Raw genomic sequence first — 20,725 nt, 5'->3', positions numbered from 1 at the left:
TCGAAGGTCGTATTGATTACAGACCGACTTGCAAAAACCTGGGATGTTGAATAACCGAAGAAAGATCGAGCTCGGTCCAGACCTGCGATTCCTGATCCACGTACCGTCTGCCGGACCATTCAGAATGTTCACCGCCATCGGCGTGCGCCTGCATTTCCGCGACCTGCATCTCGGCAACGTTACGCAAACCGAGCACGCGTGAAACCAGCAAGCCGCTGTTGAATGACAATGCAGAACCGAATGCGACGATGCGGCTGTCCTTGTCGACGGGTGTCGAGGCGCCGCCTTCGAAACGTGCGAAATCGATGACGCTGATCAGATTGCCGCGAATGTTGGTAAGTCCGAGAAACCAGGGCTGGGTCAGCGGCACCTGTGTGATCGCGCCGACCGAGACAATCTCGCCGGCAGTCTGCAGATCGAGCAGCCAGCGACTGCCGCCAATCATCACACCAAGCAGATTCGTGTGCGTGTCCGCGCCGCTGCGCGCAGTCTGCATGCGCTCGACCAGCTGCGCCTGGAATTCGCGCAGACGCGTACGCCGCGCGACGACATCCGGCTTCTGGAAAATCTTTTCCGCTTGAGAATCCGACGTAGGCTGGCTCATGTGAGCAACTTATCCGAGCGCAGCTATTTTCGAAAGCAGCTCGGCCGGATCGACCGGTTTGACGATGTAATCGCGCGCTCCCTGACGCAAACCCCAGATGCGATCGGTTTCCTGTCCCTTGCTGGTGCAGATGATGATCGGCACGTCCTGTGTTTCCGGATCGCGAGTAATGGAACGCGTGACCTGGAAACCGTTCTGGCCCGGCATCACGATATCCATCAGGATCAGTTGTGGCTTGTCCGCCTTGATTTTCTGCAGCGCTTCTTCGCCGTTCTCTGCGGTAGAGACGGAATAACCTTTTTTGACGAGGATATCGGTGAGGAAATAACGTTCGGTCGGAGAATCGTCAACGATCAGAATTTTTTGAATAGCCATCTAAAACCTTTGAATCGAAATTATTTTGCAAGCGCTTCGACCGCTGTGTATTCACGCACGGTTTTGAGCAGGCTGTCTTTGGTGAACGGCTTGGTCAGATAGGCATCGGAGCCGACCATCGCGCCGCGCGCCCGATCGAACAGGCCGTCCTTGGACGACAGCATGACGACAGGGGTGGAATGGAATTTGGCGCTCTTTTTGATCAGTGCGCAGGTTTGATAGCCGTCGAGACGCGGCATCAGGATGTCGCAGAAAATGAGCGCCGGCTTGTGATCATTCATCTTGGCGAGAGCGTCAAAACCGTCATCCGCCAGAACGACTTTATAACCTGCCTGTCCGAGGAAAATTTCTGCCGACCGACGAATCGTGCTGCTGTCGTCGATCACCATGATTTTCATCTCAGCATTTTCCGGTGCCATTGTCGTCATGATTCATCTCATTAAACTGTGTCCACAATATACGGCCCAACAGTAACAAAAAGCAAGATTCTTCAGGCAGGCGCAAACGATGCAAATCGATGCGCCGTGGTTTTTAAACCAAAAATTGCCAAACTCATAATGCAGCAGAGATGATCAAGGACGACGGCAATACATTACGGTGACAGGAAACGCGCTGACAAATCACCGAATGTATTAACAGGCGAACATCGGGTCAGACTGCGACCATTTCGAAGTCTTCCTTGCGTGCGCCGCATTCCGGACAAGTCCAGTTCATCGGCACATCGGCCCAGCGCGTTCCCGGCGCGATGCCCTCTTCCGGTAAACCGGCAGCTTCGTCGTAAATCCAGCCGCAGATCAGGCACATCCAGGTCTGGAACGGTTCATTTGATGTTTCGTTATTGCTCACGGCGTGCAGCCCTTCAAGTTAAAATGCAGAGTCAGCTATCTTAATATACCCGCCGTGCAAAACCAAACTTCTCCGCTAATCTTGAGCTTCGGACCGACCGATCCGGTCGGTGCGGTCGGCATTCAGGCTGATCTTGCTTCTTTTGCAGCAATGGGTTGCCATGGCCTGTCGGTCGTGACTTCGCTCTTTATCGGCGATACCGCGCGCATCGAAGACGTACAGATCATCGATTCCGACTGGGTCGCAGATCAGGCGCGCGTTCTGCTGGAAGACATGCCGGTCGCCGCCTTCAAGGTCGGTGCCGTCGGCAGCATCGAGAACGTCTCGGCCATCGCCGAGATCGTATCCGACTACCCGGATATCCCGCTGATCTTCGATCCTTTCCTGTCTTCCCTGCCCGATCAGGGCCCGGATGGCGAAGACATGTTGATGGCAACACGCGAATTGCTGATTCCGCAAACCACCGTGCTGATCCTTTCCGCCGTCGAGTTGTCCCGCCTGGCAGAAACCTGGCGCGAGCCGTCCGAAGAAGACCTAATGTCCGTCGATGCAATGCGCCTGATCGAAATGGGTTGTGAATACGTGTTCGTTACCGGCACGCCATCCGATCTGACCGATGTTGCCAATACTCTGTTCGACGAAAGCGGCGTGATCCGCCACGACAACTGGCAGCGCATTTCCGGCTCCTATAGCGGCGCCGGTTCGACACTGGCGTCCACCATCGCCGCATTGCTGGCGAACGGACTCGACGTTCCGGAAGCCGTGTTCGAAGCGCAGGAATTCACCATCGCCTCGATCGCCAACGCACAACGCCTCGGCATGGGTCGACTGGTACCAGACCGCTACTTCTGGGCACGCGAATCGGATGAAACCATCAATCTCGATCCGCCGATCCAGTAACTTTCCTTCACGACTTCAGCATGACATCCAATAACGAACTTCTTTTCGCTCGCGCACAAAAAAGTACACCGGGCGGCGTCAATTCGCCGGTGCGCGCCTTTCGCTCTGTCGGTGGCACGCCACGTTTCATTACACGCGCCGAAGGCCCGTATTTCTGGGACGCAGACAGCAAGCGCTACATCGATTACATCGGCTCATGGGGTCCGGCCATCGTCGGCCATGGCCACCCCGATGTCGTCAAGGCGGTACAGGATGCTGCGGCGCGCGGCCTGAGTTTCGGCGCGCCGACCGAAGGCGAGATCGACATGGCGGAGCTGATCTGCACGCTGGTGCCGTCGATCGAACAAGTGCGTCTCGTCTCCAGCGGTACGGAAGCAGCCATGAGCGCATTACGTCTGGCGCGCGGCGCGTCCGGTCGCGACCGCATCATCAAGTTCGAAGGGTGCTATCACGGTCATGCGGATTCACTGTTGGTCAAGGCCGGTAGCGGCCTGCTGACATTTGGCAATCCGACATCGACCGGCGTGCCGGAAGATTTTGCTAAGCACACGCTGGTGCTCGACTATAACGACGCGCAGCAACTGGAAAACGTATTCAAGGAAATGGGCGACACGATCGCCTGCGTGATCGTCGAACCGGTGGCCGGCAACATGAACCTTCTGCCAGCCACGCCGGAATTCCTGCAAACGATGCGCCGCCTGTGCACGCAATACGGTGCGGTAATGATCTTCGATGAAGTGATGTCCGGTTTCCGCGTCGCACTCGGCGGAGCGCAGTCGCTGTATGACATCACGCCGGATCTGACTGTGCTGGGCAAGGTGATTGGTGGCGGTTTGCCGGTGGCAGCGTTCGGTGGTCGCGCGGATCTGATGAAGCATCTGGCGCCGCTCGGCGGCGTCTATCAGGCCGGCACGCTGTCCGGCAATCCGGTCACGGTTGCAGCCGGCATGGCGACATTGAAGCTGATTCAGGCACCGGGATTTTACGAATCGCTGACTGCACAGACAACACGCCTGGTTCAGGGACTTGCGGCAGCAGCGCATGAAACGAACATTGCTTTCTGCGCCGACTCCGTCGGCGGCATGTTCGGCCTGTACTTTGCGGAAGAACTTCCAGTGTCGTATGCAACGATGATGAAATGCGACAAGACACGTTTCAATGCATTTTTCCACGCCATGCTGGAAAATGGCGTCTATCTTGCGCCATCTGCGTTCGAAGCGGGATTCGTATCGGCACAACACGACGACGCCATCATCGATGCCACGATTCAAACGGCGCGTCACGCATTCGCACAGATGGCAAAAGCCTGACCACAATCAGCGCCGTCGCCAGACGACGGCGCAACGTTTTTATCTCAGCCAGCCGCGACGGCGGAAATACCACATCGGCAGCAACGCGCTGGCGATCATCAGCGTGAGCGTGTACGGATACTCGAAATCCCCGAAAAATTTCAATTCCGGGAAGCCGACAGTCATGTTCATGCCGTACACACTCGCGATCAATGTCGGCGGCAGCAATGCCACACTCGCAACCGAGAAGATCTTGATGATCTTGTTCTGATTGATGTTGATGAAACCGACGGTCGCATCCATCAGGAAGTTGATCTTGTCGAACAGGAAGGCCGTGTGTCCATCCAGCGATTCGATATCTCGCATGATCTGACGCGCTTCGTCGAATTGTTCCGAGTTCAGCAGACGTCCGCGCATCAGAAAGCTGACAGCACGGCGCGTATCCATCATGTTGCGACGAATGCGACCGTTCAAATCTTCTTCATGTGCAATCGCGTTCAGTACGGATGCCGCGTCCTGATCGGTCACGTCTTTCTGCAGCACGCGATGACTGACTTCTTCCAGCGTCTGGTAAATGCCTTCCAGCGCATCTGCCGAATATTCTGCATCAGTCGCATACAAGTCCAGCAATACATCCTTGTAGTCCTGTATCGAACCAGGACGTGAACGGGCACGCATGCGCACCAGACGGAAAATCGGCAGATCGTCTGAATGGACAGAGAACAGCATGTCCTTGGTCAGAATGAAGGCGACCGTGACAACGCTTGAAGGTCCATCGTCTTCTTCCAGCAGGAAATCGGTGCGCAGATGCAGGTCACCGTTTTCCGCCTCGTAATAACGCGCGGAAGCCTCGATGTCCTTCACCTCATCCTCGCCTGGCAGATTGACGCCATAAATGCTGCGTACCCAGCTGCGTTCCTCATCGTTCGGATCGGTCAGGTCGACCCAGATCGGCTTGGCTTTTTCCAGATCGTCGCGGCTGTCGATGTTGACCTGATTCAGGCGACCGTTCTGTAATACGAATACGTTGATCATAAGCTCTCCCAGCCGCGTTAGAGACACCAACCTGCGCTGATGAAACACACACAACTCATCCTGCAGAAACGTCTTCTGCAGGCACATTGATTTTTCAGGGGAACGCGGCCGATACAACAGCTGACCAAACAGCTGATAAACAACCTGGACGCGACCTCCCACCATGATCGGCGAGAGGCGCTCTGGAACGTATCGTTAAAGCGCTAGTCTCGCAGATCGACCATCACAAGATGGCGACAACAAGAATATGGACTACCCAAGACGGGTCTCCGGAAACGAAAACAGCGCAAGTGTACTGACAACTTCAATCGCTAGCAAGCCACGAGCATGGCATTTAAACGTCTGGCGAGTGGGATCGTTGACAGTATCCTGCAATTTCGCTGCAGCCGACACACGCATGAAGCGCCGCAAATATGACTACAGGATGAAATGCCGTAGCAAAGCAACAGGAAAGCGGGCTTAGGGCAACGCCGCCGAGCTCATGCGACGCAGGATCAGATCGGTACGGCGCGCCAGGTAATTGGAACCGCGATGCACGTCGTAGAAACGCGGATTCGGCAGCATCACGGCCAGTCGCGCTGCCTGTACCGCATCCAGCTGCGCTGCCGAGACGCCATAATAATGCTGTGCCGCCGCTTCGGCACCGTAGATGCCGACACCCCATTCGACGACATTCAGATAGATTTCAAAGATGCGTTCCTTGTCCATCCAGAATTCGAGCATGTAGGTAATGATGACTTCCTGTCCCTTGCGCAAATAGCTGCGATCGCCCGACAGGAACAGGTTCTTTGCCAGTTGCTGCGTGATCGTCGAGCCGCCGGCCACCACTTTGCCCTTCTTCAGATTCTTCTCGTAGGCTTTTTCCAGCGCATTCCAGTCGATTCCTTCGTGACCGGAGAAATTGGCGTCTTCCGAGGCAATGATTGCACGCTTCAGGTTCTTGGAAATACGGTTGTACGGCACCCATTTCTGCTTGAGTCTGGCGTCCGGATTCTTCTCCTGCATGATCGACAACTGATGTCGCATGAAGCTGGTGGATTCCGGATCGTTCTTCACCCACCAGCCGATCTGCAGGAAGAAATACAACTGCATCAGCAGGACGAGAGCGACCGGTACCAGAATCAGCCAGAACAACAACCTGCGCAGGGTTTTCATTTTTGTTATTGCGTGTGGAATAGGTGAGAAACGGATGGTGAATTCAGAAAGACAAGACAGCAGCGCAACGTGCGGAGATTACATCCGCGCCCGCAATTCGGCAAACACGTCTTTTGTAGACGGCCGAACTCCGCGCCAAAGCGTGAACGATTCTGCCGCCTGCTCGACCAGCATGCCCAAACCATCACGCGTAATCGCACCGTGCTGCGCGGCAAAGCGCATGAACGCTGTCGGCTCGCTGCCATACATCATGTCGTAGGCCAATGTATGTTTGCCGAAGACACGCGGCGACACCGGCGGCACTTCCGACGAGAGGCTGGCTGCAGTCGCGTTGATGACAATATCGAAAGCGTCGTCCAGATCACCGAAATTGCCGGCTTCCAGACGTGGATTGTTGTCGAAGCGATGCACCAGTTCGACGGCTTTCGATGGCGTGCGATTGGCGACGACCAGTCGTGCCGGTTGTTCATCCAGCAACGGCAGCAACACGCCGCGCGCCGCGCCGCCTGCGCCAAGCAACAATACCGATTTACCGGCGACTGCTACAGCCGCGTTATGCACGATATCCGTCACGAGCCCGACACCATCGGTGTTATCGCCCAGCATTTCGCCGTTGTCGAACTTCAACGTGTTGACGGCTCCCGCTGCTTTGGCACGCGGCGTGAGCCTGGTTGCATTGGCGTAGGCTTCCAGCTTGAACGGCACCGTCACATTCAAGCCCTTGCCGCCGTTGCGCATGAACTGCTGCACAGCATCCAGGAATCCGTCGAGCGGCGCGAGCAGGCGATCGTATTGCATTTGCTGATGTGTTTGCGCGGCAAAGCGCGCATGAATTTCCGGCGATCTACTATGTTCGATCGGATTGCCGATCACCGCATATTTATCGGTCATCGCCCTATCGCCCTCTGGTTTCCGTTTCAAGCGCATCGTCGCGCGTGAAGTTGAATCGCGTGATGATTTCCCACACGTCATCGCGTCCGCTGGAACGCATGTTGTCGGGGAATCTGCCGAAAGGTGCAGAGCGGCGCACAATTTCCAGCGCGGCGGCATCCAGCGCAGGATTACCGGACGAACGTTCGATGCGCACGCCCCCATCTTTCATGTAAATCGTGCCGTCCTGATAAATCGGAATGTAGACCACCATCTGGCCATACATTTTCTTGCCGTCTTTTTGCGGGAAATTCAGTGTGCCGTTACGTTCGATACGATCCTGCAGCGCCTTGTAATACGCCGCATAACCGACCTCGCGCGTGCTTGGCGTTACCTGCGTTTTCTTCGGCCGCTTGTTGTAATCTTCGATGCTGCGCGAGATTTCCGCTTCACGGCGCAGCAAGGCTTTTGCGCTATCGAGCATATCGGCGGCGTTCGGCTGCGGTGGCGCGTCCTTCGGTTCGACATCAGTGGTGTGAGCCGTACGGAAGTTGCTGCTGGTTTTCATCTGCGACATCAACTGACGTTGCTGCTGTTCCAGTTGTTCGACCTTGCGACGCGCCGCTTTTGCGCTGTCGCCATCTTCGCTCTTGCGCATGTCCGGCAACGGCGATTTGGCACGTCCCGCATCGGCATTACCACCGCCATCCAGATTGGCCTGCGCCAGCGCATCGGCTTTCAGTGGCTGCTTGTCGTGCTTGGCATTGACCAGTATGACTTCAAGCCCGGGGTCGGTCGGGTTGAATTTGAACGCTTCCGGCGCAGTAAAGCGCACTGCCAGCAGCACCGCATGCGCCAGCACGGAAACCGCGATGGCGATACTGAGGGTGCGATTCTGGAGAATGGACTTCACGCGCAAATGGCTGACGGTAAATTTGAATGTGGGAATTCTACGGCAAAGCGCGACGAATCAAGCAACTTTCCATGCTCATTCCGCTGCCGGATTGCCGGCGGATTCCGTCGTCACGGCAGCCGCTGCATCGACTTCCGACGGCACTGGTTCAGCATCGCCTTCCAGCAGATCGTCCGCGAGATCTTCGTCCAGCGCCTCGGCCGCATCGGCACCGGCGTTCTGCGTGATATCCAGCACACGCGCCTCCACGCTCAAATCGACTTCATCCCAACGCAACAGATCAAGCCGGACCTGCGACCCGCGTGCGACCGGCGGCATGCCCGGCAACTTGATAACCAGCGGTATGTCGGTCAGGCGCAGAATCTCTTCCTTCAAGACCGTTGCCTCGACCTGCATCGTGTTCGCGTCGCCTTTTTCCTGCGCGAGCCAGCGCAGACACCAGTAACGTTCCATGTCGGACTGGAATGACGCGTACGCACTGTAAGCCGCGTCGAACGCCGACACGATCGCAAACAGATCGGCATCGCGCGGCTTGAACGGCGCCGCCAGCGGCGCTGTCACACCGTGTTCGACGCACGCCAGAATCTGCCATTGATTGACCAGATCGGTATAGCGGCGCAACGGCGACGTGCTCCACGCATACTGATCGACGCCGAGTCCCTGATGCGGCCCGGCGTGTGTCTGCATGCGCACCTGCATTTTTGCAGCCCAGCCGTTGCCGGTTCCGCCGCCCTGCGCACGATAGATGCCCGGCACGCCATGCTCGTGCAGCAATTTTCCCCAACTGCTGTTGGCGAAGATCATCAGTTCGGCAACGATCTTGTCGAGCGGTGCACCGCGCTTGCGACGCTGTATCGTGACGACGTCATCATCAACGTAAAAATTGAAATCGACACGATTGGTCTGTTCCGGCCGCAGACCGAAAGCTTCACGCTTGGCCATCCGTCCTTTTTCCAGCACCTGCACCCATTGCCACAGCAATGCGATGTCGTCCTTGTGTCGATAATCGCCGGCGTTGGCCGCGAGATTTTCTTCCGTCACCAGCGCGTCCAGATCGTTATGCCGCAGATTGGCGGCAATCGGCACACCTTCCGCGCGCGTCTCGGTAGAGATCACTGACCAGTCATTCGTATCCAGCGTCGCATACAGCGACACTGCAGGACAGACCTTGCCTTCGGCAAGCGTGAACGTATCGACCAGCTCATCCGGCAACATCGTGATCTTGTCGCCCGGCATGTAGACCGTGGACAAACGCTGACGCGCAATGGCGTCGAGCGCATCGTCACGCTTGATGCCGAGCGCAGGAGCAGCAATATGGATGCCGATGCGCACCTTGCCATCCGGCAGGCGCGTCACCGACATCGCATCGTCGATCTCGGTCGTCGTGACATCGTCGATCGAAAATGCCTGCACATCTGCAACCGGCAGGTCCGGCAAGGCAGGCAATGCCACTTCCGGGAAGCCGGTCCCTTTCGGGAACGAGTCGAACAGGAATTTGGCGAAGTGCAAATCCTTCGGCGACTTGATGCCGCCAGTCGCCAGCATCAACCGTTGCGGCGCAATCTGCAACTCGTTGCAGGCGGCTTCCATCGCCTTGTATTCAATCGTGTTCTTATCCGGCTTGAATAAAAGTTGATGCACCAGCGAACGCATCGCATCCGGCAAACGATTTGCCTTCAACTCTTCCACATACTGCGCCTGCACCAGTGCCTGCTGACGCTTTTTTTCCATGCCTGCCAGCGCCGCTTTCAGCGACGCTTCCGGCGCGGCCTTGTAACGCCCCTTGCCCTTCTTGTAGAAATACATGGGCGCCGCATGCAACTTCATGATCAAGCCCGCCGCTTCATGCGGCTTCGGATCGTGACCGAAATATTCGCTCCCCAAATCGGTAAAGCCGAATTCTTCCTCGCCCGCCACTTCCCACAGAAAATCGGGATCGATCTCGTCCGCAATTGCCTGTGCGTCCGCCATGAACGCGGTAGGTTCCGGCGTATTGAATTGCAACAGCACATCCTTCGCACGCACCTTCGTGCGCTTGCCGGACGGCAGCTCTACCTGATAAGCCTCGCCCTGCTGGGACATCGCCACGCCGGCCTTGAAGTCGCCGGATTCGTCAAAAAATAAATTCATGAATCGCTTTTCAAATCTGATGTGTATCTCATGCACACTCTCGTCCGGATCATTTCCGAATGAAGTCGCATGAATATTGACGGATGTCGGAGGTGCACCGGACATCCATGTGCTTTATGTTCCGACTGCAAAAATGGCAGGAAGAAAAACTTCCGTCACCAGCAGCAAACCCTTATGACGTCGATACAGACAGCGTCGTGCGAACAACGGTGTCTGCAACGGTGTTCCCAGCGCCGCCATTGCGCGCCGTACCAGCGGATGACGCGTGCCAAGCCGCGCATATTCCAGTTGACCGCGCCAGACACGCGGATCGCCAAACAAGGTTGTACCCAGCGAACGTTCGCCCAGCGTGCCGAAAAAAGGCCAGTCCGACGCCGTTGCAGTCACCGGCACGATCGTGTGTGCATACACGACCGGTCGATCGTCGCAACGCAAAAATACTTCACGCTCCTGCACGACACTGCGTCGCGACAACCCGACCTTCTCAAACTCGTCATGCAATGGCCGCGCCCGTTGTTGTGCCAGACGTTGCACGCGAAAATGCGTGCTGCGCGAACGCAGCTTCAACGTCAGCGAAACCGAATCGGTCAGCCAGTCACGCATCTGCGGCGACGCATGTACTGCATTGACATGCGAAAACCATTGCGCCTTTGCCTGTGAAAATGATTGCGGCAACGACGGCGACAAGTCGATCAATCCGGATGACATCGCTGCATTGCTCACGACTTCGTTCACGAAACCGCCTTTACGGCGATGCCGCAAAATGCCAAAACCTCATCGGCATAGTCGGCAAAATCGGACAAGCCGTGATCGCCGCCTTCGATGACACGTTGCGGCGCTTCCGCAAACTGCGCAACCATTTCGCGCCAGTCCAGCAATTCATCGCCGGTCGCCGCGATCAGGTAATAGCGTTCCGGGTGGGTGATGCATTCAACCTGCAATGCCTTCAATTCCTCGATGTATTCCGCCTTGAATTCGAACGGTTCATTCGAATGGTATTGCGTCTTCACGCCGACCTGGCTTGCCAGATCGCGCGCTGCATTTACGGCAGGGTTCAGCAACACGGCACGGCAACCGATTCTTTCCGCCAGCCACGTCGCGTAATAACCGCCGAGCGACGAGCCAATCAACGTCAGCTCCGATGAATCAACCTGCTGCGCAAGCTGCAATGCCAGTTCAACGGCTGCACGCGGCGACGCCGGCAATTGCGGACAAACATATTCATCGCCGCGTCCCAATTGCTGCATGCGCGCGGCAAGCAGACTGGTCTTGAACGATTGCGGCGAAGAACGGAATCCGTGCAGGTACAAAATCATTTCGTCAGCGCATCCAGAATCTTTTGATGCACGCCGCCAAAGCCGCCATTGCTCATGACCAGCACCTGATCGCCGGGCTGCGCCGCCGCCGCAATGGCCTGAACCAGCTTGCCCAGATCGTCGAAGGCCCGTGCCTTGTCGCCCAACGGTGCCAAGGCTTCACCGAGATTCCAGCCTAGCGAGTCCTTGCCGTTGCCGGCTGCGCCGTAACCGAATACAAGGTCGGCATCAGACAGGCTGCCGGGCAACGCGTCTTTCATCGTGCCAAGCTTCATCGTGTTGGAACGCGGCTCAAGTACTGCAAGAATGCGCGCCTTGCCAATCTTCTTGCGCAAGCCTGCCACCGTGGTCGCAATCGCCGTCGGATGATGTGCAAAGTCATCGATGACGGCAATGTTGTTGACCGTGCCGCGCAACTCCATGCGGCGTTTGACGTTTTCAAACCTGCCAAGTGCGGCGATTGCCAGTTCTGGAACCACGCCAACGTGACGTGCAGCAGCGATTGCCGCCAGCGCATTCATGCGATTGTGCTCGCCGGTGAGCGACCATTCCACGGTACCCAGTTTTTTACCGTTGAAAAAGACGTCGAAACTGCCATCGTCATGCGTCTGTATCTTCCAGCCTTGATCGTCGTCAACGCCAAACCATTCCTGCTCGCTCCAGCAGCCGCGCCTGACGACACGCTGCAGTGATTCTTCGCGCCCGTTTGCAACCACGCGGCCGACTCCCGGCACGGTACGCACCAGATGATGGAACTGTGTTTCGATCGCACCGATATCCGGGAAGATATCGGCATGGTCATACTCGAGATTGTTGAGAATCGCGGTCTTTGCGTGGTAGTGCACGAACTTGCTGCGCTTGTCGAAGAAGGCGGTGTCGTATTCATCTGCCTCGATGACGAAGAACGACGACTCCTTGTCGTTGCCGGAAAGTCGCGCGGAGATACCGAAATTCATCGGCACGCCGCCGATCAGGAAGCCCGGGTTGTAACCGGCATCTTCCAGGATCCACGCCAGCATCGACGATGTCGTCGTCTTGCCGTGCGTTCCGGCCACCGCCAGCACCCAGCGACTGCGCAGGATGTGTTCGCCGATCCATTGCGGTCCGGAGGTGTACGGAAGGCCGCGATTGAGAATTTCCTCCATCAGCGGATTGCCGCGCGAAACGACATTGCCGATCACGTACAGATCGGGATTCAGCGTGATCTGTTCGGGACCGTAGCCTTCTATAAGCTGTATACCCTGCGCTTCGAGCTGCGTGCTCATCGGCGGATAAACGTTGGCATCGCAACCAGTGACGGTGTGACCGGCCGCTTTCGCCAGTACGGCCAGTCCGCCCATGAAGGTGCCGCAGACGCCGAGGATATGGATATGCATTGTAGAATTTCGGTTTGGAATTACGAGATTTTACCCGACCGCGCGCGATTGCCGGCGAGAGTATCATTCGCGCCATGTCGACATTCTTCACTTCTGATAACGAATTGCTGCGCGCGGAAATCGCCGCAGCGGCCGCACGCATGATTGCCGAGGACGGCGTCGATTACGGCACCGCCAAACGCAAGGCCGCCAAACAGATTCTCGGCAACAACAAAATGCGCGGCGATGTGCTGCCGGACAATGCGCAGATCGAGGATGAAGTCCGCGCCTATAACGAACTGTTCTTCGGCGATACACAGCCGGCCCGCCTGCTGCATCTGCGATGCCTGGCCTTGCGTGTAATGGAGGAGCTTGAACCTTTTCAGCCGCATCTGACCGGTGCGGTGCTGAACGGAACGGCGGGCGACCACTCGGACATCTATCTGCAACTGTTTGCGGAAAGCCCGAAAGATGTCGAAATCTACCTATTAAATAAGGGCATCGATTTCGACGTCTCGGAATCCGCGCATTTCAACGGGCGCAGCGATGCGGTCGAAACGCTGAGTTTTGTATGGCAAAACGAAGGCGTCCACCTCGCGCTGTACGATCCAGATGATTTGCGCGGCAGCAGGAAAACCGTGGCCGGACGTCCGGAACGCGCAACAGCCTCCACATTACGCAAGCTGATCGATGGCGAACATGCCGCAAACAAGACGGAAAACGAGTCCAGATGAAACGAACCACCCTGCTATTTGGCGCGATTGCGTTGTTCTTCGCCGGCATCGGCATCTATTTCGGCGTCCGCCACCACGCACCCGTCGCGCCGGAGTCCCCGGTGGTCGCAAACTTCTTTGCCCAGCAAATGGAAGATTCCGGCGGCAAGATGCAGCAACTGTCGTCCTTTCAGGGAAAAACCCTGATTGTCAATTTCTGGGCAACCTGGTGTGCGCCCTGCGTTGAAGAGATGCCGGAATTGACGGCACTGCAATCCGAAGTTGTCTCCCAAAACGTTCAGATTCTGGGGATCGGGATCGATTCGCCCAGCAATATTCGCGAATTTGCCGCCAGATATAAAATCACTTATCCACTTTTCATGGCTGGCGTGAGCGGCACTGAACTGTCGCGGCAATTCGGAAATCAGGCCGGGGGCCTGCCGTTTACCGTATTGATCAGTCCGAAAGGCGATGTCAGGAAGACATATCTCGGCCGCCTGAAAATGGATCAACTGCGCGCCGACCTGCAAGCCCTGTCCGCCGCGCCTTGACCGATAGCGACCGATTCTCCTTGCCAATCCACGGCATTTAGCGGCAAAATGCCGCATCATCGTCAAACGGAGTTTTATCTCCATGGCAAGAAACCTTCTTTTGTTGAACGGACCGAACCTGAATCTGCTCGGGACGCGTGAACCCGAAGTCTACGGGGGCACGACGCTTGCCGATGTCGAACGGGCCGCAAACGAACAGGCAGCACAGGCCGGCGTCAAACTGGCGGCGTTTCAAAGCAATCATGAAGGTGCGTTGATCGATCGCATCCATGCAGCAAAAAAAGAAGGTGTCGATGCCATCGTCATCAATCCGGGTGGACTGACCCATACCAGCGTTTCGCTGCGCGATGCGCTGGCGTCGGTGGCGATCCCGTTTGTTGAAGTGCATGTTTCGAATATCCACCAACGCGAGGCTTTTCGCCATCACTCCTACCTGTCCGCAATTGCCGTCGGCGTGATCTGCGGGCTGGGCACGGAAGGATATGCGGCAGCCATTGCCTTCGCGGTCAAAAAGCTTTAAATTCCCCGATTTCCCGGCAAACGGCTTATAATTGCCGCCAATTTCAGTTCATAAAAATAAAACCTCCAAGGAATTTCACATGGATTTACGCAAACTCAAGACCCTGATCGACCTCGTCGCCGAATCCGATATCGCCGAACTCGAAGTCACCGAAGGTGAAAGCAAGGTTCGCATCGTCAAGTCCGGCGGCGCGGCCCAAAACCAGGTCGTCATGATGCAGCCGCAAGGCGCTCACTATGCACCAGCCCCTGCTGCGCCGGCCGCTGCCGTTGCTGGGGCACCGGTCGCTGCAGCCCCTGCGGAAATCAAGGGACATGTCGTCAAATCGCCGATGGTCGGCAGCTTTTACCGCTCGTCCGCCCCCGGTGCACCGGCATTTGTCGAAGTCGGCACCGTGGTCAAGGAAGGCGACACGCTGTGCATCATCGAGGCAATGAAGCTGCTCAACGAAATCGATGCAGATGCTTCCGGCGTCATCAAGGAAATCCTGGTCGAAAATGGCCAGCCGGTCGAATTTGGTCAGCCGTTGTTCATCATCGGTTAATAACAGGGATGGCGCCGGCACATGGCCGGCTGCACCTGTTGCCAGACCGATCTCATCCTCATAACGACGAGTCCAGATCCCACTATGTTTGAAAAAATCCTCATTGCCAATCGTGGCGAGATCGCGCTTCGCATACAGCGCGCCTGCCGCGAAATGGGCATCAAGACCGTGGTCGTCCATTCCGAAGCGGACCGCGATGCCAAGTACGTCAAGCTGGCCGACGAGTCGGTTTGCATCGGCCCTGCACCTTCCGCACTCAGCTATCTGAACATGCCTGCGATCATCAGCGCAGCCGAAGTCACCGACGCCGAAGCGATTCATCCGGGCTATGGCTTCCTGTCCGAAAATGCCGATTTTGCCGAGCGTGTCGAACAGTCCGGCTTTGTGTTCATCGGCCCTCGCTCGGAATCGATCCGCATGATGGGTGACAAGGTGTCGGCCAAGCAGGCGATGATCAAATCGGGCGTGCCATGCGTACCGGGTTCTGAAGGCGCGTTGCCGGAAGACACAAAGGAAATCATCCAGATCGCCCGCAAGATCGGTTACCCAGTCATCATCAAGGCAGCCGGCGGCGGCGGCGGACGCGGCATGCGCGTTGTGCATACCGAGGCAGCGTTGCTGAATGCCGTCACGATGACCAAAACCGAAGCCGGTGCAGCATTCGGCAATCCGGAAGTCTATATGGAGAAGTATCTGGAAAATCCGCGTCACGTGGAAATCCAGATCCTCGCCGACGAACACAAGAACGCCGTCTGGCTCGGCGAACGCGACTGCTCGATGCAGCGCCGCCACCAGAAAGTACTGGAAGAAGCGCCTGCGCCAGGCATCCCGCGCAAAACCATCGAGCGCATCGGCGATCGTTGTGCCGAAGCCTGCCGCAAGATGGGTTATCGCGGCGCCGGCACGTTCGAATTCCTGTACGAAAACGGCGAGTTCTACTTCATCGAGATGAACACGCGTGTGCAGGTCGAACATCCGGTCACCGAAATGATTACCGGCATCGACATCGTGCAGGAACAGATCCGCATCGCTGCCGGTGAAAAACTGCGTTATCGTCAGCGCGACATCGTCCTGAGCGGTCACGCAATCGAATGCCGCATCAATGCGGAAGATCCGTTCAAGTTCACGCCGTCGCCGGGCAAGATCAATTCCTGGCATGCACCGGGTGGCCCAGGCATTCGCGTCGATTCGCACGCCTATGCCGGTTACTACGTTCCGCCGAATTACGATTCGATGGTTGGCAAGGTGATTGCGTACGGCGCCACGCGCGAGCAGGCCATCAAACGCATGCAGATTGCGTTGTCGGAAATGGTGGTCGAAGGCATTTCCACCAATATTCCATTGCATCGCGAACTGATGGTTGATGCACGCTTCATCGAAGGCTGCACCAACATCCACTATCTCGAACAGAAACTTGCCGAGAAACCGGATCTGCCGAAGGGCAAGGCTTAATCGCCTCAAAATCATGTATCGGCTCCGGGCCGATCCGAACAAATGCCGTCACCGCAGCATGCCTGCCGTGACGGCATTATCATCTCTTCCGTACGCCGCGCAAATCAGCCATACTTGCCGGGCTGCGCAGAAAAAACAACCGAGGTATTCATGAGCTGGACCGAAATCGTCATCGAAGTCGCCCGTACGCACGCGGAAGCATTGTCCGATGCATTGATCGACGCCGGTGCCTTATCGGTTTCCGTCGAAGACGCGGATTTCGGCACCGACGCAGAACAACCATTGTTCGGCGAACCCGGCATGGAACCGGAAGAAAAAGCCTGGGAACACAGCCGCGTCGTCGCATTGACGCCTGTCGAAGCGGACCAGAACGCCATCGTCGCGGAGGCTGCCAAAACTGTCGGCCTGTCCGCGTCGAATATCACTTTCTCGTTGCGTCCGGTTGAAGAACAGGATTGGGTCCGCTTGACACAATCGCAGTTCGAACCCATTCATATCGGCAAGAATATCTGGGTAGTCCCGAGCTGGCATGACGCGCCCGATCCGGATGCATTAGTGCTCGAACTGGATCCGGGTCTCGCATTCGGCACCGGCAGTCATCCGACCACACGACTGTGCATGGAATGGCTGGAAGCGCATCCTTCGAATGGCACCGTTCTCGATTACGGCTGCGGCTCCGGCATTCTTGCGATGGTCGCAAAAAAACTCGGTGCCGAGGAAGTAATCGGCATCGACATCGATCCGCAGGCGATCGAGGCGGCAAGAGACAACACCGAACGCAATCGTTGTGAAGTCGCTTACTACGTACCGGACGACTTTGCTGTTTCCGGTCACGTACATACGTTCGATGTCGTGGTCGCGAACATTCTCGCCAATCCATTGAAGCTGATGGCCCCGATGCTGTCGGGTCGCGTCAATCCTGGGGGCATGCTGGTATTGTCGGGCGTTCTCGCGACGCAGGCCGATGAAGTCATTGCGGTCTACGCACCATTCATTACGTTGACGGTGTGGAAAGAACTGGAAGGCTGGGTCGCACTCGCCGGCCAGCTGACGTCCTCTGCGTCTGCAACCGTTACCGGATAATCGGCACATGGCACTTGCGACAAAATGCCCTCATTGCCAGACGACATTTCGTGTCGCCCACGATCAGCTGAAATTGCGTGCAGGGCTGGTTCGCTGCGGCCACTGCAAGGAAATCTTCAACGGCATCGAGCATTTGTTGCCGCCGGAAAGGCCTTCGCCGCCCGCTGCAACGCAGCCTTCGCCGACTCCCGTAGTCGAAACGCCTGCCATTGCCGACACAGATAGCGAACAATCTGTGGAAGAAGCAGCGGAGTTTTCCGATGCCACGCCTTCCGAGAATGATCAGGAAACGCAAACCACGGAAGCCGAAGAAACGATCGTTGTTGCTGTCCCTGAAAACGATCCGCCACCTGCGAGCCGGCTGGCGTTCGATATTTCTGCCGACTTCGAACGGGAATTCCCGGCATCGACCACTTCTTCAGACGACGACAAATCGACCGATCCGCTGCAGCGCATGACGCTGATGGATTTCACCAGCGATCTGCCGGATGAGGCAGACGGTACAAGGGCAACCACAGGCCACTACAGCAACGCCGAAGAATCCGTCGCCACTTTCGCCCCGCATGAGCCGGATGAACTGGATGAAGCCATCGAGGATCTGCAGCGCAAACCGTGGCGTCGCTCTCGCACCAAGAACAAGGTCAAGGCGGACGAACAGGAACCGGCTGAAGAGCTGGATGAAGAAGAGCCTGTTGAAGAAGAACCGAGTTTCATCAGGCATGGCCGGCGTCGCCAGCGTCTCGGCAAGAAACTGCGCAATTTCCTGATCATCGGTTCGTTCTTGCTCATGCTCGCAGCATTGGCACAAGGTGCGTATGTTTTCCGCAATCAGATCGCCGGCATGTTCCCTCAGACCAAACCGCTGCTGACACAGGCGTGCAATGTGCTTGGTTGCCGCATCAATCTGCCTGCACAGATTACGGCTGTTTCGATCGAATCCAGCGAACTGCAAACGCTTGCGGATAACCAGAACAGGTTTGTACTCACTACGCTGCTCCGCAATAACAGCAATACGTTGCAGGAATGGCCGTATATCGAATTAACGCTGAACGACGGTAATGAAAAACCATTGCTGCGCCGCGTATTCAAGCCTTCGGATTATCTGGACGCCAGCGATGTGCGATTCGGCTTTCCGGCTTCCAGCGAGCGAACCGCCAAACTGGCGTTCGAGCTGCAGCAGATCAAGGCTTCGGGTTATCGCGTTTACCTGTTTTACCCTTAAATACATTCGATAGAAGTTCGCCACTCTTCCGATGGCCTTGCTCTTAACCTCGTATGGTTGCCACATCGATCGCAATTGATCCGTGTATGATGGCGGCCAACTTTCCACTCTCTCATTGCCACTCATGAAATCACTTATCTGCGGTTCGCTGGCTTACGACACGATCATGATGTACGAAGGCCGTTTCTCGGAAGCGCTGCTGGCCGATCAGCTGCACAAGATCAATGTGTCGTTTCTCGTACCCGGCCTGCGCCGCGAATTCGGCGGCTGTGCCGGCAATGTCGCCTACAACCTGAAGCTGCTCGGCGGCGATCCGCTCATCATGGCAACGATCGGACAGGATGGCGCCCCTTATCGCGAACATCTGGACAAGCTGCAGATTTCGCAGCAATGCATCAAATCCATCGATGACAGCTATACCGGGCAGGCGTTCATCACGACCGATGCGGGCGGCAACCAGATCACGGCATTCCATCCCGGCGCCATGAGCTTTTCTCATCACAACAAGGTAGCCGACGCGGGCGATGTCAAGATCGCCATCGTGGCACCGGACGGCCGCGATGGCATGCTGCAACACGCACAGCACTGCGCAGATTTGAACATCCCGCTCATTTTTGACCCGGGCCAGGGCATGCCGATGTTCAATGGCGATGAATTGAAAAACTTCATCGAGTTGGCGACCTATGTAGCCGTCAACGATTACGAAGCAGAAATGCTGACCGCCCGCACCGGCTTGTCGCTCGAAGAGATCGCGCAACGCGTCTCCGCACTGATCGTCACCCGCGGCGAACAAGGTGCAGAAATCTTCACCGGCACGGAACATCTGGAAATTCCATGCGTCAAGGCTGACGGGATTGTCGATCCAACCGGTTGCGGCGACGCGTTCCGTGCCGGCATGCTGTACGGCCTGACCAACGACTTTGACTGGGCAACAACCGGCCGCTTGTCGAGCCTGATGGGTTCGATCAAGATCGCCTCGCAAGGTCCGCAGAATCACGCGCCATCACGCGCGGAGATCGAGGAACGCTTCCACAAGGCCTTTGGATATCGACTATAAGAATATGCCGGCGTAGAACACGCCGGCATCTGTGCATCCTTGCTAGAAGGATGAGAAAACGACTGTCACCAGTTGAATGGCAATCTGCAGCAAGACGATCGCCACCAGCGGAGAAAGATCGATCGTGCCGATGAGCGGCACGATGCGACGCAAAGGACGCATCAATGGATCGTTCAATGCACGGACAAATGGTGCCAATGGCGCCTGTGGATTGACCCAGCTGAAAATGGCCTCGATCAGAATCAACCCGATCAAGCCGTAAAGCGCCCATTGGCACAAGCGTAAAAGCGCACCAAGAAATACTGCTTGTGGTGAAAAAAAGCCGCGCAGCCACACCTCGAACGCGGTGGCAATCAACGCCACGAAAAATGCGGCAATCAGGCTCGCCCAATCGTAACCGCCTGCTCCCGGCAAAACACGACGCAACGGACGCACCAGCCAGTCGGTCAATTGATAGGTAAATTGCGCGACTTCCATCGGCGGACGCACGCGCACTGCCTGCATCCAGAATCTGAGCAGCAAGGCTCCAGCCAGCACAATGGCAGCCGTGTTGATAATCAGCACAAAGATGCTATCCAACATCGTCATTCCTTAAAAAAAACCGCCGTGCGACGCGAGCCGCACAGCGGGATTGTGCCCGAATTCAATCAGGCGCATCCAGACAGCGCTGGATTTACGGACGGGTACCCGTTGGAAACGGCCAAGCCGCTGCCGGGTTCAGTACCGTTTTTACTGCAGGTGCTGCAACTGCCGCCGGTTTGGCTGCTGGCTTTTTAGCTGCTGGCTTTTTGGCTG

The 20,725-nt window shown here is 56.7% G+C and carries 23 protein-coding genes and 1 pseudogene; 10 read left to right on the top strand and 14 right to left on the bottom strand.

All coding sequences use genetic code 11. From position 1 onward, the window contains the following. Positions 1–16: 16 nt before the first annotated feature. The 4 genes from VN114_RS06005 to VN114_RS05990 form a co-directional block, all read right to left on the bottom strand. On the bottom strand, positions 17–604 hold the full coding sequence (locus tag VN114_RS06005; protein WP_325512984.1) for a chemotaxis protein CheW: 588 nt from the start codon (positions 602–604) through the stop codon (positions 17–19). 9 nt (positions 605–613) lie between these two features. Continuing rightward, positions 614–979: a response regulator transcription factor gene (locus VN114_RS06000; RefSeq protein ID WP_325512982.1), complete on the bottom strand. Its 366-nt coding sequence runs from the start codon at positions 977–979 to the stop codon at positions 614–616. Positions 980–999: 20 nt separating this feature from the next. Further along, positions 1,000–1,407 (bottom strand): response regulator, encoded by a 408-nt coding sequence (locus tag VN114_RS05995; protein ID WP_325512980.1) that lies wholly within the window; start codon positions 1,405–1,407, stop codon positions 1,000–1,002. A 223-nt stretch (positions 1,408–1,630) separates the two neighbouring features. After that, positions 1,631–1,825 carry a rubredoxin gene (locus VN114_RS05990; RefSeq protein WP_325512977.1) on the bottom strand — a complete coding sequence of 65 codons (195 nt, stop codon included), beginning with the start codon at positions 1,823–1,825 and terminating at the stop codon, positions 1,631–1,633. Between the two features lie 54 nt (positions 1,826–1,879). Here VN114_RS05990 and VN114_RS05985 point away from each other — a divergent pair, with 54 nt between their 5' ends. Continuing rightward, positions 1,880–2,725: a hydroxymethylpyrimidine/phosphomethylpyrimidine kinase gene (locus tag VN114_RS05985; protein ID WP_325512975.1), complete on the top strand. Its 846-nt coding sequence runs from the start codon at positions 1,880–1,882 to the stop codon at positions 2,723–2,725. A 20-nt stretch (positions 2,726–2,745) separates the two neighbouring features. Beyond that, complete coding sequence (gene hemL, locus VN114_RS05980; protein ID WP_325512973.1) at positions 2,746–4,035, top strand: glutamate-1-semialdehyde 2,1-aminomutase; 1,290 nt, start codon at positions 2,746–2,748, stop codon at positions 4,033–4,035. A 39-nt stretch (positions 4,036–4,074) separates the two neighbouring features. Here the strand turns inward: hemL and corA are convergent, their stop codons facing one another. From corA to mpl, 8 genes are all read right to left on the bottom strand, one after another. Further along, positions 4,075–5,049, bottom strand: coding sequence for a magnesium/cobalt transporter CorA (gene corA / locus VN114_RS05975; RefSeq protein WP_325512971.1), 975 nt, complete (start codon positions 5,047–5,049; stop codon positions 4,075–4,077). A 459-nt stretch (positions 5,050–5,508) separates the two neighbouring features. Continuing rightward, positions 5,509–6,204 carry a monofunctional biosynthetic peptidoglycan transglycosylase gene (gene mtgA, locus VN114_RS05970; protein WP_325512969.1) on the bottom strand — a complete coding sequence of 232 codons (696 nt, stop codon included), beginning with the start codon at positions 6,202–6,204 and terminating at the stop codon, positions 5,509–5,511. Between the two features lie 78 nt (positions 6,205–6,282). After that, positions 6,283–7,095, bottom strand: a complete 813-nt coding sequence (gene aroE, locus VN114_RS05965; RefSeq protein ID WP_325512967.1) for a shikimate dehydrogenase — start codon at positions 7,093–7,095, stop codon at positions 6,283–6,285. Positions 7,096–7,099: 4 nt separating this feature from the next. Further along, on the bottom strand, positions 7,100–7,987 hold the full coding sequence (locus VN114_RS05960; protein WP_325512965.1) for a TonB family protein: 888 nt from the start codon (positions 7,985–7,987) through the stop codon (positions 7,100–7,102). 75 nt (positions 7,988–8,062) lie between these two features. Beyond that, positions 8,063–10,117: a ribonuclease catalytic domain-containing protein gene (locus tag VN114_RS05955; RefSeq protein WP_325512963.1), complete on the bottom strand. Its 2,055-nt coding sequence runs from the start codon at positions 10,115–10,117 to the stop codon at positions 8,063–8,065. A gap of 114 nt (positions 10,118–10,231) precedes the next feature. Further along, positions 10,232–10,825, bottom strand: coding sequence for a chorismate--pyruvate lyase family protein (locus VN114_RS05950; RefSeq protein ID WP_325513052.1), 594 nt, complete (start codon positions 10,823–10,825; stop codon positions 10,232–10,234). Between the two features lie 23 nt (positions 10,826–10,848). After that, positions 10,849–11,433, bottom strand: coding sequence for a YqiA/YcfP family alpha/beta fold hydrolase (locus tag VN114_RS05945; RefSeq protein WP_325512961.1), 585 nt, complete (start codon positions 11,431–11,433; stop codon positions 10,849–10,851). Then, positions 11,430–12,809, bottom strand: coding sequence for a UDP-N-acetylmuramate:L-alanyl-gamma-D-glutamyl-meso-diaminopimelate ligase (gene mpl, locus VN114_RS05940; protein ID WP_325512959.1), 1,380 nt, complete (start codon positions 12,807–12,809; stop codon positions 11,430–11,432). Before mpl ends, VN114_RS05945 begins: the two co-directional genes overlap by 4 nt. A 74-nt stretch (positions 12,810–12,883) precedes the next feature. On the opposite strand from mpl, the gene VN114_RS05935 reads away from it, so the two are divergent. From VN114_RS05935 to VN114_RS05900, 8 genes are all read left to right on the top strand, one after another. After that, complete coding sequence (locus tag VN114_RS05935) at positions 12,884–13,522, top strand: hypothetical protein (protein ID WP_325512957.1); 639 nt, start codon at positions 12,884–12,886, stop codon at positions 13,520–13,522. After that, a complete protein-coding gene (locus VN114_RS05930; RefSeq protein WP_325512955.1) occupies positions 13,519–14,052 on the top strand; it encodes a TlpA disulfide reductase family protein in 534 nt (177 codons plus the stop codon). Before VN114_RS05935 ends, VN114_RS05930 begins: the two co-directional genes overlap by 4 nt. A gap of 82 nt (positions 14,053–14,134) precedes the next feature. Beyond that, positions 14,135–14,572, top strand: a complete 438-nt coding sequence (gene aroQ, locus VN114_RS05925; RefSeq protein ID WP_325512953.1) for a type II 3-dehydroquinate dehydratase — start codon at positions 14,135–14,137, stop codon at positions 14,570–14,572. 79 nt (positions 14,573–14,651) lie between these two features. Then, on the top strand, positions 14,652–15,116 hold the full coding sequence (accB, locus tag VN114_RS05920) for an acetyl-CoA carboxylase biotin carboxyl carrier protein (RefSeq protein ID WP_325512951.1): 465 nt from the start codon (positions 14,652–14,654) through the stop codon (positions 15,114–15,116). An 84-nt stretch (positions 15,117–15,200) separates the two neighbouring features. Then, on the top strand, positions 15,201–16,568 hold the full coding sequence (gene accC, locus VN114_RS05915; protein WP_325512949.1) for an acetyl-CoA carboxylase biotin carboxylase subunit: 1,368 nt from the start codon (positions 15,201–15,203) through the stop codon (positions 16,566–16,568). Between the two features lie 150 nt (positions 16,569–16,718). Beyond that, on the top strand, positions 16,719–17,651 hold the full coding sequence (gene prmA, locus VN114_RS05910; RefSeq protein ID WP_325512947.1) for a 50S ribosomal protein L11 methyltransferase: 933 nt from the start codon (positions 16,719–16,721) through the stop codon (positions 17,649–17,651). 7 nt (positions 17,652–17,658) lie between these two features. Next, on the top strand, positions 17,659–18,873 hold the full coding sequence (locus VN114_RS05905; protein ID WP_325512945.1) for a DUF3426 domain-containing protein: 1,215 nt from the start codon (positions 17,659–17,661) through the stop codon (positions 18,871–18,873). A gap of 124 nt (positions 18,874–18,997) precedes the next feature. Further along, entirely contained in the window at positions 18,998–19,930 is a 933-nt protein-coding gene (locus VN114_RS05900; RefSeq protein WP_325512943.1) for a carbohydrate kinase family protein, read from the top strand. Between the two features lie 42 nt (positions 19,931–19,972). On the opposite strand, the gene VN114_RS05895 is transcribed toward VN114_RS05900, so the two are convergent. Then, positions 19,973–20,512 (bottom strand): YggT family protein, encoded by a 540-nt coding sequence (locus VN114_RS05895; protein WP_325512941.1) that lies wholly within the window; start codon positions 20,510–20,512, stop codon positions 19,973–19,975. A gap of 91 nt (positions 20,513–20,603) precedes the next feature. After that, a pseudogene (locus VN114_RS05890) lies at positions 20,604–20,725 on the bottom strand (histone); the annotation flags it as partial.

This window comes from Oxalicibacterium sp. (assembly GCF_035565035.1).
Taxonomy (GTDB): Bacteria; Pseudomonadota; Gammaproteobacteria; order Burkholderiales; family Burkholderiaceae_D; genus Oxalicibacterium.
This window is presented reverse-complemented; position numbering and strand designations above follow the sequence as displayed.